Source organism: Actinomycetospora sp. ABD4_176, from assembly GCF_056311855.1.
This window is the reverse complement of the sequence record NZ_CM149974.1, coordinates 1088305-1101776: the sequence shown is the minus strand read 5'-3', so window position 1 is coordinate 1101776 and position 13472 is coordinate 1088305. Positions and strand designations below refer to the sequence as shown.

Sequence of the window (13472 nt, the reverse complement as noted above, 5' to 3'; positions counted from 1 at the left end):
GACGAGCCCTCGGGGGCACGCCGTCACGTCACGACGGGTGCACTACCGTCCGTCGCCGTGACGGCGGGTGCCCCGATGGGCTGGCTCGAGGCGGTGGTCCTCGGCATCGTGCAGGGACTGACCGAGTTCCTGCCGGTGTCGTCGTCGGCGCACCTGCGCATCACCTCGGCGTTCTTCTTCGGCAACGACGCGGGCGCGGCCTTCACCGCGGTCACCCAGCTCGGCACCGAGACCGCGGTGCTCATCTACTTCTTCTCCGACATCTGGCGCCTGCTCCGGGCCTGGTTCGTCGGCCTCGCCCGGCGCGAGGAACGCGGCTACGACTACAAGCTCGCCTGGTACGTGATCCTCGGCTCGATCCCCATCGGCGTGCTCGGCCTGGCGTTCGAGGACGCCATCAAGGGCCCGGCCCGCAACCTGTACCTCAACGGCGCTGTGCTGATCATCTTCGCGCTGGTCCTCGCCGCCGCGGAACGCTACGGGCGCCAGCGCCGGGGCCCCGACCAGCTCACGCTGCGCGACGGGCTCGTCATGGGGTGCGCGCAGGCGATGGCGCTGATCCCCGGCGTCTCCCGCTCGGGCGGCACCATCACCGCGGGCCTCTTCCTCGGGCTCGAGCGGGCGGTCGCGGTGCGGTTCTCGTTCCTGCTCGCGCTGCCCGCGGTGTTCGCCTCGGGGCTGACCCAAATCCCCGACATCCTCGACCCCTCGGCCGCCGACGTGCAGGGCAGCCTCGTGGTGGTGCCGAGCATCCCGCAGATGATCGTCGCCACGCTCATCGCGTTCGCGCTCGGCTACGCCTCGATCGCCTGGCTGCTGCGCTTCGTCGAGAACCACACGATCTACGTCTTCGTCTGGTACCGCGTGCTGCTCGGCCTGGTCGTGCTGCTCGCCGTGAGCAACGGGGTCGTGCCGGCCACCTGAGGGTCCGGCCCAGGGATGCGGCCGTGGGAACCCACGTAGTGTCGGTCCCCGTGACCACCGTGATCCTCCTGCGCCACGGCCGGTCGACGGCCAACGTCTCGGGCGTGCTCGCGGGCCGCACCGAGGGCGTCGGCCTCGACGACCACGGGCGGTCCCAGGCCGAGAAGCTCGTCGACCGTCTCGCCGAGCTGCCCCTGGCCGCCGCCGTGACCTCGCCCCTGCAGCGCTGCCGCGAGACCCTCGCGCCGCTGCTCGAGGCCCGCGGGCTCGAGCCGACGGTGGAGGAGGACCTCTCCGAGGTCGACTACGGCGACTGGACCGGCCGCAAGCTCGGGGAGCTGGGCAAGGAGGACCTCTGGAAGGTCGTCCAGGCGCACCCGTCCGCCGCGGTGTTCCCCGGCGGCGAGGGGCTGGCCGGGATGCAGGCCCGCGCGGTCGCCGCGATCCGCCGCCACGCCGCGCGGATCGGCGCCGAGCACGGCGAGAAGGCGCTGTGGGTGGCGTGCAGTCACGGCGATGTGATCAAGGCCGCGGTCGCCGACGCGCTGGGCCTGCACCTGGACTCGTTCCAGCGGATCGTCGTCGACCCGAGCTCGGTCAGCGTGATCAGCTACACGCCCACGCGACCCTTCGTGGTGCGCGTCAACGACACCGGCGGGGACCTGTCCGCGCTGGTCCCGAAGCCGGACACGGAGGAGACGGGGGAGGCCGACGGGGACGGGAGCACGGCCGCCGCGGGCGACGACGCCGTCCCCGCGGAGGCCACCGTCGGGGGGTCGACGGGAGTAGCATGAGACGGCCGTCGACGTCAGGAGACACCGTCCCTCGGCGGCACCCCGCCCGGAGAACTACGATCGAGATGCCATGCCCAGGGTGATCCACGTCTTCCGTCAGCCCGACCGGTTCGTCGCCGGCACCGTCGGGCAGCCCGGTGAACGCTCCTTCTACCTGCAGGCCACCGAGCAGGCACGGAAGGTGAGCGTGCTGCTGGAGAAGCAGCAGGTCTCGGTGCTCTCGGAGCGGATCGGCACCCTGCTCGAGGAGGTCTCGCGCCGCTTCGGCGCCGAGGTCCCCGTCTCCGTGCCCGAGGACGAGGTCGACACCTCGCCGCTCGAGGTGCCGGTCGAGGAGGAGTTCCGGGTCGGCACGATGGGCCTGGGCTGGGACGCCGAGTCCCGCAACGTCGTCGTCGAGCTGCTCGCGGTCACCGAGGAGGAGATCGACGAGTCGGTCGTCCTCGACGACACCGACGAGGGCCCCGACGCGCTGCGCGTGTTCCTCTCGCCGGCCGGGGCCCGCGCGTTCGCGACGCGGGCCGAGCGGGTCGTCTCCGCCGGTCGCCGCCTGTGCCCTCTGTGCACCCAGCCGCTCGACGCCGCGGGCCACGTCTGCCCGCGCCAGAACGGCTTCCGCCGCGTCACCACCCCCGAGTAGGCGCGTGGACGCGGAGCGGAACGGAACCCACCGACCCGACACCTCGGAGTCCGAGGAGCTGCTGCTCCACGGGCGCATCGAGGTGGAGGGACGCCTCACCGAGGCGTCGAACACCACGCTGCTGTGCTCGATCTCGACCAACGGCGTCGAGGAACGGTGCGTCTACAAGCCCGTGCGCGGCGAGCGGCCCCTCTGGGACTTCCCGGACGGCACGCTCGCCGGCCGCGAGGTGGCGACGTACCTGGTCAGCGAGGCGGCGGGCTTCGGCGTCGTCCCCCCGACGGTGCTGCGCGACGGGCCGTTCGGGCCTGGCATGGTGCAGCGCTGGATCGAGACCGACGACGAGCGCGAGCTGGTCGACATCCTCTCGCCCCGGGACGTGGGCAAGGAATGGCGCACCGTGCTGCGGGCCCGCGGGATGGACGGCGACCCGGCGCTGCTCGTGCACCGCGACGATCCGGCGCTGCGGCGGATGGCGGCCCTCGACGTGGTCGTCAACAACGCCGACCGCAAGGGCGGGCACGTCCTCGCGGGCCTCGACGGCGGCGTCTACGGCGTCGACCACGGCATCTGCCTGCACCGCGAGGAGAAGCTGCGCACGGTGCTGTGGGGCTGGGTGGGCGAGCCGCTGACCGACGACGTCCTCGAGTGCCTGCGGACGCTGCGGGCGAAGCTCTCGCCCGGGAACCCGGCGGGACTGGACGACACGCTGCACGAGCACCTGACCCGCGCCGAGGTCAGCGCCCTGCGCTCGCGGGTCTCGCGGCTCATCGACGCGGACGAGCTGCCCGCCCCCGGGGGCCGCTGGCCGCCGATCCCGTGGCCCGCGTTCTGACCCGTCCCGACCCCATGTGAGCACTTTCCGGGCCTATAGGGCCGGAAAGTGCTCACATAGCCCCGATCCGAGGTGCCCCGCCGTGCCGTCCGCACGCCGCGATCCGCGCTGGCCGCGCGACTTCCACCACCGCCGCACCGCGGGCCTGCTCAACCCGCTGCAGGTGCTCGAGCTGGCCCGCTCCATGCCGGGCGCCGAGGGCCGCCGCGACGGCGCGCGGGTGCCGGTGGTCGACGCGCGGCCGCTCCCGCCCGCGGGGCCCGGCGAGATCGCGGTGACCTGGCTCGGCCACGCATCGGCGCTGCTGCGCGTCGACGGCGTGACGCTGCTCGTCGACCCCGTGCTCGCCGGCGGCATCCCCGGCGCGCGCCGCCGCCTCACCCCGCCCGCCCTGGCGCCCGAGCAGCTGCCGCCGCTGGACGCCGTGCTGCTCAGCCACGACCACTACGACCACCTCGACGCGCCCACCCTGCGCCGACTGCCGCGGGACACGCCCGTCCTGGTCGGGGGCGGCGCGGCGCCGTGGTTCGCCCGCCGGGGGTTCACCGACGTCACCGAGCTCGACTGGTGGGAGGGCACCCGGGTCGGCGGGGTGCGGGTCGAGTTCGTCCCCGCCCACCACTGGTCGCGGCGGACCCTGTTCGACACCTGCCGGCGCCTGTGGGGCGGCTGGGTCGTCACGGGCGCCGACGGCCGCAGCGTCCTGCACGCCGGCGACACCGGCTACGGGCCCTTCCCGGCGCGCATCGGCGCGCGGCACCGCGAGATCGCGGTCGCGCTGCTCCCGGTCGGCGCCTACGCGCCCCGCCGGCTCCTGCGCGGCGTGCACATGGACCCCGCCGAGGCGGTCCGCGCGGCCGGCGACCTCGGCGCGCGCCACGTGGTCCCGATCCACTGGGGCACGTTCGTGCTCTCCGGCGAGCCGGTGCTCGAGCCGCTGGAGCGGGTCCGCGAGGAGTGGGTCCGGGCGGGACGGGACCCGGCCGACCTCTGGGACCTCCCGATCGGCGGGACGCGGGTCCTGTGAGCTCGCCGACCAGCAGCGTCGTCCCCCCGCGCCGCTCCGGGCGTGCCCTCGCCGTCTGGGGCGTCGCCGTCCTCGCCTACGTCGCGGCGGTGCTCGGCCGGTCGTCGCTCGCCGCGACCGGGGTCACCGCCGCCGAGCGCTTCGACGTCTCCTCGGGCGTGCTGTCGCTGCTCGCGGTGGTGCAGCTCGCCGTCTACGCCGCCCTGCAGATCCCCGCGGGCGTGCTCGTCGACCGCGTCGGCCCCCGCCGGGTGATCGCCGGCGGGGCCGTGCTCGTGGCCGCCGGACAGGTGGTGCTCGCGCTCGCGGCGCCGTTCTGGCTCGCCGTGGCCGGGCGGATGCTCGTCGGCGCCGGCGACGCGGTGACCTTCGTCAGCGTCCTGCGCCTCATCCCGTCGTGGTTCCCGGCGCGCCGCGTGCCGCTCTACAACCAGCTCGCGGGCATCCTCGGCCAGCTCGGCCAGGTGGTCTCGGCGGTACCGCTCGCCGCCCTGGTCGTCGGGTCCGGCTGGACGCCCGCCTACCTCGCCGCCGGCGGCACCGCGGTGCTCGTCGCCGTGCTCGTCCTCGCCGTGGTGCGCGACGGTCCGGCCGGGGCGCCCGCGCCGGCGGGCCCGGCCGCTCGGGGCGGCCTCGGCGCGGCCCTGCGCGAGCCGGGGGTGCGGCTGGCGTTCTGGTGCCACCTCGCGTCCCCGTTCCCCGGCAACGCGTTCGGGCTGCTCTGGGGCTTCCCGTTCCTCACCGGCGGCGAGGGACTGACGGGCGGCACCGCCCGGGGCCTGCTCGCGCTCTACGTCGTCGCGGGCATCGCCATCGGGCCGCTGCTCGGCACGCTCGCCGGTCGGTTCCCGCACCGCCGGGTCACGCTGGTCGTCGCCGCCACCGTGGCCCAGGCGGTCATGTGGCTCGTCGTGCTCGCCTGGCCCGGCCCCGTGCCGCTCGCCCTGCTCGTGCTGCACGTCGTGGTGCTCGGCGGCGGGGGACCGGCCTCGCTCGTCGCCTTCGACATCGCCCGCGCCGCGGTGCCGCCCCAGCGGATCGGGCGCGCGTCGGGGATCGTCAACGTCGGCGGCTTCGTCTCGACGGTCCTGGTCGTGCTGCTCGTCGGTGTCGCGCTCGACCTGCAGGGTGCGGGCACCCCGGACACCTACACGCTCGAGGCCTTCCGCGTGGCGATGCTGGTGCAGGTGCCGGTGTGGGCGGCCGCGCTGGTCGGCATCGCCCGGGCGTCCCGGCGGGTGCCGGGTCAGGGCGTCCCGTCCTCCGCCGACGGGAAGCGCGGCGCGCGCTTCTCGCGCAGCGCGGTGTAGCCCTCGACGACGTCGGGGCCCATGAAGGTCAGCATCTCGTAGGCCGCCGACTGGTCGAACGTCGGACCGGCGCTGCGCAGCCAGTTGTTGAGGGTGCGCTTGGTGAGCCGGATGGCCTGCTGGCTGCCGGTCGCGAGGACCTCGGCCACGCGCAGGGCCTCGTCGAGGACCTGGTCGCGGGGCAGCGCCTTCGCGACCATGCCGAGGCGCTCGGCCTCCGCGCCCGTGACCATCTCGCCGGTGAGCAGGTAGTAGCGCGCCTTGGCCATCCCGGCGAGCAGCGGCCAGATGATCGCCGCGTGGTCGCCCGCCGCGACACCGAGCTTGACGTGCCCGTCGCCGAGCTTCGCGTCCTCGGCCGCGATCGCCACGTCGGCGAGCAGCGCGACCACCACCCCGGCGCCGACCGCCACCCCGTTGATCGCCGAGACGATCGGCTTGTCGCAGCCGATGACGTTGTAGACCAGCTCGGACATCTCGCGCAGCATGTGCTGGACACGGTCGTAGTCGCCGGCGATCCGCTCGACCATCGCGAGGTCGCCGCCCGCGGAGAACGCCTTGCCGGCGCCGGTGATGACCGCGACGCGCACGTCCGGGTCGGCCTCGACGTCGCGCCACACCCGCGCGAGCTCCCCGTGCATCTCCTCGTCGGCGGCGTTGTACTTGTCGGGCCGGTCGATCGTGATGAGCAGGACGCCGTGGTCGCGGCGCTCGAACGTCAGTTGCCGGTAGTCGTCGAGGGACACGGGGCCTCCGGGGACTCTCACGCGGGCAGGGGTCGGCTCACCGGGGTCGGCTCACCGGGGTCAGCTCATCGGGGTCAGCTCATCGACAGGCCGCCGCTGACCGACAGCGTCTGGCCGGTGATGTAGGCGGCCTCGGGCGAGGCGAGGAAGGCGACGGCGTGCGCGATGTCGGCCGGCTGCGCGAGCCGGCGCAGGGGGATCGCGCGCACCAGCGCGTCGTGCAGCTTCGGGTCGTGCTCGGTGACCGCGGCGAGCAGCGCGGTGTCGGTCGGGCCGGGGCTCACGCAGTTGACGCCGATGCCGTGCCGGGCCATCTCGCGCGCCGTCGTCTTGGTGAACGCGATGATCCCGCCCTTGGCGGCGGAGTACACGGCCTCGCCGGAGGAGCCGACGCGCCCGGCGTCGGAGGCGAGGTTGACCACCCGCCCGCCGCCCTGGGCCACCATCAACGGCAGGACGGCGTGGGAGGTGTGCAGGACGCCGTAGAGGTTCACGGCGATGATCCGGTCCCAGTCGGCGGGGTCGGAGTCGACGAAGGGCCCGATGACGTCGATGCCGGCGTTGTTGACCAGCACGTCGATGCGCCCGTGCCGCTCGCGGACGGCGTCGACCATGGCGTCGACCGAGGCGCGGGAGGCGACGTCGGTGGCGAGGCCGGTCGCCCCGCCACCCAGGGCCCGGGCGGTCCCCTCGGCGGCGGTGCCGTCGAGGTCGGCGGCCACCACCGTCGCACCCTCGGCGGCGAGCACCTCGGCGATCCCGCGGCCGATGCCCCGCCCGGCACCGGTGACGACGGCGACCCTGCCGTCCAGCCTGCCCATGCCGGTGATCGTGACACGGCACGGGCAGCGGGCGTCAGCCCCGACCGACCAGCCGCGCGGAGACGATGACGTTGTCCGTGTACGAGCGGTCGGTGCGGTCCAGCGCGCCGCCGCAGGTGATCAGCCGCAGCTCGGGGCCGGCGGTGTCGCCGTAGACGTCCCGGGTCGGGAACCAGTTCTTCGACACCTGCACCGTCCCGACCACCGCGAACACCGCGACCGACCCGTCGCGGCGGGCCACGGTGATCCGGTCGCCCGCGGTCGCCGCGGCGAGGTCGGCGAACACCCCGCGCCGCCCGTCGCCGTCGACGTGCCCGACGAGCACCGCGGGCCCGCGCTCGCCCGGTGTCGGGCCGAGGCGATACCAGGCGGCCTGCTCGGGTGTGTGCACCGAGGGCACCTCGATCCGCCGCCGCTCGTCCACCCCGACCGGCACGAGCGAGGAGCACGCGTCGATCCGGTCGACGGTCAGCGCCACCGGCTCGGATGCGGGCATCGGCGACGGGTCGGCGCGCCACGGCGCCGTCGCCGGCGGGCAGGGGTCGGCGCGCGCCGCGGTCGCCACGCCCATCGCCGCGCAGGCGGCGGCCAGCACGAAGGCGAGCACGGCGAGCGCCCGAACCAGGGGCGAGGAGTCGGGAGCCGGGAGCGGGCGGCCCCGGCGCGCACGGCGGTGCCGGCTCACCGCCGCGGCGTCGGCCGGGCGTGCCGGGTGCGCAGCGTGCCCACCGTCACCAGCACGAGCCCGATCGCCCACCACCAGGCCACCGACGTCGTGACCAGCCCGTCCTCGGGCTCGGTGACCTCTGCGACGACGTCGGCGCGCGACCCGTCACCGGTCGGCGCGGCGCCCACCGGGATCACCGACACCTGCCCGCCGTCGGGGACCTCCTCGGTCCCGGTCGCCTCCTCGTCGGCGATCACCTCGTTCGCGACCGCCTCGTCCGCGACCGGCTCCGCCCCGGCCGTGTTCGCCGGGTCGCCGCGGTCGCAGGCGAACCCGTCGTCGTCGCGGTCGAGCGCGGGCCGGTAGCCCGGAGCGCCCGCCGGGATGGTCGACACGCCGGCGGCGAAGGCCTCGGCGCAGGTCGCGTAGTCCACGGACGGTGCGGCCAGTGCGGGCCCGGCCCCGCCCAGCAGAACGATGGTCGACATCCCGGCCACCACCCCGGCCGCCAACCCGGCCGCCACCACGGATCGCGTCATGTTCTCCCCCGACGTCCACCCCCGCCCCGCGCGGGGGAGAGCCCGCAGTCAACTCCGGTGAGTGTCGAGGGAGCACGCAGCGTGACGGCGCGTCGCGGCCCACCTTCGGGGGATTCGTCGCCCGGGTCCGTTTGCCGGTCCCGGGTGGGACCGTCCGTACCCCGCTCGCGGCGGCCGGATCGCGATCGTCGTCGTAGCGTGGGGGAGGTGAGCTCCACCTCTGCTCCTTCCGTTCCCACCGATCTCCCCACCACCGCCGGTGAGCTGGCCCGCAGCGGCCACCCGGCGGCGACGGCCCGCAGCGTGCGGACCGAGCTGCGTGGCAACCTGCTGGCCCGCCTGCGGGACGGTGTGGACCCCTGGCCGGGGATCGTCGGGTTCGACCGGACCGTGCTCCCGCAGTTCGAGCGCGCGGTCCTCGCCGGACACGACGTGGTGCTGCTCGGCGAGCGGGGCCAGGGCAAGACGCGGCTGCTGCGCAGCCTGCAGAACCTGCTCGACGAGTGGACGCCCGTGATCGAGGGTTCCGAGCTGGGCGAGCACCCCACCGAGCCGATCATCCCGGCCAGCCGACGACGGGTCGCCGAGCTGGGCGACGACCTCCCGATCACCTGGCGCCACCGCGACGAGCGCTACGCCGAGAAGCTCGCGACGCCGGACACCTCCGTCGCCGACCTCATCGGCGACGTCGACCCGGTCAAGGTCGCCGAGGGCCGCAGCCTCGGCGACCCCGAGACGATCCACTACGGCCTCGTGCCGCGCGCGCACCGCGGCATCGTGACGATCAACGAGCTACCCGACCTCGCCGAGCGCATCCAGGTCGCGCTGCTCAACGTCATGGAGGAGCGCGACATCCAGGTGCGCGGCTACACGCTGCGCCTGCCGCTGGACGTCATGCTCGTGGCGAGCGCCAACCCCGAGGACTACACCAACCGCGGGCGGATCATCACCCCGCTCAAGGACCGGTTCGGCGCCGAGGTCCGCACCCACTACCCGCTCGAGGTCGCCGGCGAGGTCGCCCTGGTCCGCCAGGAGGCCCACCTGGTCGCCGAGGTGCCCGACCACCTCGTCGAGGTGCTCGCGCGCTTCACCCGCCACCTGCGCCAGTCCGGCGCGGTCGACCAGCGCAGCGGCGTGTCCGCCCGCTTCACCATCGCCGCCGCCGAGACCGTCGCGGCCGCGGCGCTGCGCCGTGCCGCGGTGACCGGCGAGGAGGCTGCCGTCGCCCGGCCCGTCGATCTCGAGGCCGTGCCGCCGGTGCTGCGCGGCAAGCTCGAGTTCGAGTCCGGCGAGGAGGGCCGCGAGGCCGAGCTCCTCACGCACCTGCTGCGCCGCTCGATCACCGAGACCGCCCGGGCCCGCCTGGCCGGGGTCGACCTGGCCCCGCTCGCCGACGGCGTCTCGGCCCTCGAGGGCTCGCGGCGCGTGGTCACCGGCGACCGCGTGGCTGCCCGCCAGGTCGTCGACGCCCTGCCGTCGATCTCGGTGGTCTACACCGTGGCCGAGCGCCTCGGCGCCGCCGGCACGGAGGCCCCCGGGCCGCTGGCCAGCGCCGTCGAGCTCGCGCTCGAGCACCTCTACCTCACCCGCAAGCTGGCCAAGGACGACGACGAGGACGCGGGGACGGTGGCCTATGGCGGCTGATCCGGCAGGCCCGACCGGACCGGGGTCGGGTCGCTACTCCTACGGCCGGTTCGACGACGGCCCCGACCCGCTCGCCCCGCCGTTCGACCTGCGCGAGGCGATGGACGAGCTCGGCCGCGACGTCATGGAGGGCACGTCGCCGCGCCAGGCGATGCAGGAGCTGATGCGCCGCGGGCTGGGTGAGCAGCGGGGTCTCGACGACCTCATGCGCCGGCTCAACGAGCGCCGCAGCCGGCTGCAGCGCACCCACCGTCTCGACGGCACCCTGCAGGAGGTCCGCGAGCTCCTGGAGCGGGCGCTGGAGGCCGAGCGGAACTCGCTGCAGGCCGAGGATTCCGACGACGCGCGCTTCCGCGAGATGCAGCTCGACGCGCTGCCGCCCTCGCCGGCGGGGGCGGTGCGCGAGCTCGAGGACTACGACTGGCGCAACGCCGAGGCGCGCCAGGCCTACGAGCAGATCCGCGACCTGCTCGGCCGGGAGGCGCTCGACCAGCGCTTCCAGGGCATGAAGCAGGCGATGGAGAACGCGACGCCCGAGGACGTCGAGCGCGTCCGGGAGATGATCTCGGACCTCAACGACCTGCTCGACGCGCACGGTCGCGGCGAGGACACGACGGACCAGTTCCGCGAGTTCATGGGCAAGCACGGCCAGTTCTTCCCGGAGAACCCGCAGACCACCGACGAGCTCGTCGACCTGCTCGCGGAGCGCTCGGCGGCAGCGCAGCGGATGATGAACTCGCTGTCGGCCGAGCAGCGCGCCGAGCTCGAGGGCCTCATGCAGCAGGCCTTCGGCGACCCGCGGCTGGCCGAGCAGCTCGGGCGTCTCGACCAGCAGCTGCAGGGCCTGCGTCCCGGCGAGGACTGGCAGGGGCGCGGCCGTTTCCGCGGCGAGGACCCGCTCGGCATGGGCGAGGCGACCCGGGCCATGGAGGAGCTCGGGCAGATGGACGCCCTGGCCGAGCAGCTCTCGCAGTCCTACCCGGGCGCGCGCATGGAGGACATCGACCTCGAGGCGCTCGAGGCCACGCTGGGTGAGCAGGCGCGCGTCGACGCGCAACGGCTCGCGGAGCTCCAGCGCGAGCTCGAACGCCAGGGCGTGTTCCAGCGCGCGGCCGACGGTTCGTTGATGCTCTCGCCGAAGGCGCTGCGCCAGCTCGGGCAGTCGTCGCTGCGCGACGTGGTGGGGTCGCTGTCCACCCGGCGCGGCGAGCGCGAGACGCAGCGCTCGGGCGCGGCGGGGGAGGCCACCGGCGCCACGCGGCCCTGGTCGTTCGGCGACACGGAGCAGTGGGACGTGCCGCGGACACTGCTCAACGCCGAGATGCGGCACGCCTCGGGCGACCCGCGGACGCTCGACGTCACCGACGTCGAGATCGTCGAGACCGAGCAGCGCACCCGCGCGGCCGTGGCGCTGTGCGTCGACACGTCGTGGTCGATGGTGGCCGACGGGCGCTGGGTGCCGATGAAGCGCACCGCGCTGGCGCTGCACCACCTCGTCTCGACGCGGTTCCGGGGCGACGCCCTGCAGCTCGTCACGTTCGGCCGGCACGCCAAGGAGGTCGAGCTCGGCGAGCTGACCGCCCTGGAGGGGGCGTGGGAGCAGGGCACGAACCTGCACCACGCGCTGCTGCTGGCCGGCCGGCACCTGCGCAAGAACGCCGACGCGGCGCCGGTCGTCCTGGTCGTGACCGACGGCGAGCCGACCGCGCACCTCGAGCCCGACGGGCACGCGGTGTTCGACTACCCACCGAGCCCGGAGACGCTGCGGGCGACGCTCGGGGAGGTCGACGCGCTCGCCCGGCTGAACGCGGCGATGACCGTGTTCATGCTCGGCGAGGACCCGCGGCTCGAGGCGTTCGTCGACCTCGTGGCCCGCCGGGCGGGCGGGCGGGTGGTCAACCCGGACCTCGACGGGCTCGGAGCCGCCGTGGTGAGCGACTACCTCGCGAGTCGCCGACGACGCTGAGCGCATCAGCGGACAGGTGACCAGCCCGTCCGGGTGAACGAATGGCGCGCAACCGGGCGGCACGACCACGGGGCGCGACACCGCGTACGCTCGGTCGTGGCTGGAGCCGATCCCCCCCGCGGCTCCTGGCCACCCCGGCCGGGTCCGTCATCCCGTGCGGGGCCGGCGTGCTCGCCCACGCCGTGCCCCGTCGACAGGACCCGGCCGGGGTCCCGCCCTCTCCTTCGCGTCACCCCCGGCGAGCGGTTCGCCACCAGCACCGGCCTTCTCCCCGCGGGCGGGCATAGGCTCGGGGTCATGCGAGCGTGGTCACCGGTCGACGTCCCGCGGATCCCGGGCAGTGCGCCCCCGTTGCGCCTCCACGACACCGCCAGCGGCGGGGTCCGGCCGACCGCGCCCGGGTCGACCGCGCGGATGTACGTCTGCGGCATCACGCCCTACGACGCGACCCACCTGGGCCACGCGGCGACCTACCTGGCGTTCGACCTCATCAACCGCCTCTGGCTCGACGCCGGCCACGACGTGCACTACGTCCAGAACGTCACCGACATCGACGACCCCCTGCTCGAGCGCGCCGACCGCGACTCCGAGGACTGGATCGTGCTCGGCATGCGGGAGACCGCGCTGTTCCGGGAGGACATGGCGGCCCTGCGGATCCTCCCGCCGCGCGACTTCGTCGGCGCCGTCGAGGCCGTCGACGAGATCAGCGAGCTGGTCGGGAAGCTGCTGGCCAGCGGGGCGGCCTACCGCGCCGACGACGAGCAGTACCCGGACGTCTACCACGACCACACCGCGACCCGGGACTTCGGCTACGTCTCGCGCTACTCCGACGCGCGGATGCGCGAGATCTTCCCCGAACGCGGCGGCGACCCCGACCGCCCCGGCAAGCGCGACCCGCTCGACGCCCTGCTGTGGCGCATGGCCCGCGACGGGGAGCCGTCGTGGGCCTCCGACCTCGGCGAGGGCCGGCCCGGCTGGCACGTCGAGTGCGCCGCGATCGCGCTCAACCGCCTCGGCGACCAGTACGACGTCCAGGGCGGCGGCTCCGACCTCGCCTTCCCGCACCACGAGTACGGCTCGGCGCACGCCGAGGCGCTCACCGGCGCGCACCCGCTGGCCCGGCACTACTGCCACGCGGGGATGATCGGGCTCGACGGCGAGAAGATGTCGAAGTCCAAGGGCAACCTCGTCTTCGTCTCCCGCCTGCGCGGCGACCGCGTCGACCCGATGGCCATCCGCCTGGCGCTTCTCGCGGGGCACTGGCGCAGCGACCGGTCGTGGACCGCCGACGTCCTCACCGCCGGCCAGGCCCGCCTGCACCGCTGGCGCGAGGCCGCCGCCGCGCCGACCGGGCCGGACCCCGAGGACACGATCACCCGGGTGCGGACCCACCTCGCCGACGACCTCGACACCCCCGGCGCGCTGGCCGCGCTCGACGCCTGGGCCGACGACGTGCTCGCCCGCCGCGACGCCACCGGGTGGACGCCCGACGGCCCGATCCGCGTCGCCGACGCCGTGGACGCGCTGCTGGGGGTCACGCTCCGCTGACCAGCTGATGT

The 13472-nt window shown here is 74.9% G+C and carries 13 protein-coding genes; 9 read left to right on the top strand and 4 right to left on the bottom strand.

The genetic code is table 11. From position 1 onward, the window contains the following. Positions 1-75: 75 nt before the first annotated feature. From ACYX4T_RS05385 to ACYX4T_RS05360, 6 genes are all read left to right on the top strand, one after another. Positions 76-924, top strand: coding sequence for an undecaprenyl-diphosphate phosphatase (locus ACYX4T_RS05385; RefSeq protein WP_476015188.1), 849 nt, complete (start codon positions 76-78; stop codon positions 922-924). A gap of 50 nt (positions 925-974) precedes the next feature. Continuing rightward, positions 975-1718, top strand: a complete 744-nt coding sequence (locus tag ACYX4T_RS05380; protein ID WP_476013541.1) for a histidine phosphatase family protein — start codon at positions 975-977, stop codon at positions 1716-1718. A gap of 70 nt (positions 1719-1788) precedes the next feature. Continuing rightward, positions 1789-2358 (top strand): DUF3090 domain-containing protein, encoded by a 570-nt coding sequence (locus ACYX4T_RS05375; protein WP_476013540.1) that lies wholly within the window; start codon positions 1789-1791, stop codon positions 2356-2358. Positions 2359-2362: 4 nt separating this feature from the next. Then, the gene (locus ACYX4T_RS05370; protein WP_476013539.1) at positions 2363-3193 is read left to right on the top strand and encodes an SCO1664 family protein; all 831 of its coding nucleotides are present in this window, start codon (positions 2363-2365) and stop codon (positions 3191-3193) included. An 82-nt stretch (positions 3194-3275) separates the two neighbouring features. Then, complete coding sequence (locus ACYX4T_RS05365; RefSeq protein WP_476013538.1) at positions 3276-4220, top strand: MBL fold metallo-hydrolase; 945 nt, start codon at positions 3276-3278, stop codon at positions 4218-4220. Then, positions 4217-5530 (top strand): MFS transporter, encoded by a 1314-nt coding sequence (locus ACYX4T_RS05360; RefSeq protein ID WP_476013537.1) that lies wholly within the window; start codon positions 4217-4219, stop codon positions 5528-5530. Before ACYX4T_RS05365 ends, ACYX4T_RS05360 begins: the two co-directional genes overlap by 4 nt. On the opposite strand, the gene ACYX4T_RS05355 is transcribed toward ACYX4T_RS05360, so the two are convergent. From ACYX4T_RS05355 to ACYX4T_RS05340, 4 genes are all read right to left on the bottom strand, one after another. After that, entirely contained in the window at positions 5467-6276 is an 810-nt protein-coding gene (locus ACYX4T_RS05355) for an enoyl-CoA hydratase/isomerase family protein (RefSeq protein WP_476013536.1), read from the bottom strand. The genes ACYX4T_RS05360 and ACYX4T_RS05355 overlap by 64 nt on opposite strands. A 74-nt stretch (positions 6277-6350) precedes the next feature. After that, a complete protein-coding gene (locus ACYX4T_RS05350; RefSeq protein WP_476013535.1) occupies positions 6351-7097 on the bottom strand; it encodes an SDR family NAD(P)-dependent oxidoreductase in 747 nt (248 codons plus the stop codon). A gap of 34 nt (positions 7098-7131) precedes the next feature. After that, positions 7132-7782 carry a class F sortase gene (locus ACYX4T_RS05345; protein ID WP_476013534.1) on the bottom strand — a complete coding sequence of 217 codons (651 nt, stop codon included), beginning with the start codon at positions 7780-7782 and terminating at the stop codon, positions 7132-7134. Next, positions 7779-8303 (bottom strand): excalibur calcium-binding domain-containing protein, encoded by a 525-nt coding sequence (locus tag ACYX4T_RS05340; RefSeq protein ID WP_476013533.1) that lies wholly within the window; start codon positions 8301-8303, stop codon positions 7779-7781. Before ACYX4T_RS05340 ends, ACYX4T_RS05345 begins: the two co-directional genes overlap by 4 nt. Before the next feature lie 207 nt (positions 8304-8510). On the opposite strand from ACYX4T_RS05340, the gene ACYX4T_RS05335 reads away from it, so the two are divergent. The 3 genes from ACYX4T_RS05335 to mshC all read left to right on the top strand — a co-directional run bounded on the left by ACYX4T_RS05335 (position 8511) and on the right by mshC (position 13461). Beyond that, on the top strand, positions 8511-9947 hold the full coding sequence (locus ACYX4T_RS05335) for an ATP-binding protein (protein ID WP_476013532.1): 1437 nt from the start codon (positions 8511-8513) through the stop codon (positions 9945-9947). Next, entirely contained in the window at positions 9937-11913 is a 1977-nt protein-coding gene (locus ACYX4T_RS05330; RefSeq protein WP_476013531.1) for a vWA domain-containing protein, read from the top strand. The genes ACYX4T_RS05335 and ACYX4T_RS05330 overlap by 11 nt, the downstream gene beginning before the upstream one ends. A 297-nt stretch (positions 11914-12210) precedes the next feature. Beyond that, positions 12211-13461 carry a cysteine--1-D-myo-inosityl 2-amino-2-deoxy-alpha-D-glucopyranoside ligase gene (gene mshC, locus ACYX4T_RS05325; RefSeq protein WP_476013530.1) on the top strand — a complete coding sequence of 417 codons (1251 nt, stop codon included), beginning with the start codon at positions 12211-12213 and terminating at the stop codon, positions 13459-13461. Positions 13462-13472: the final 11 nt, after the last annotated feature.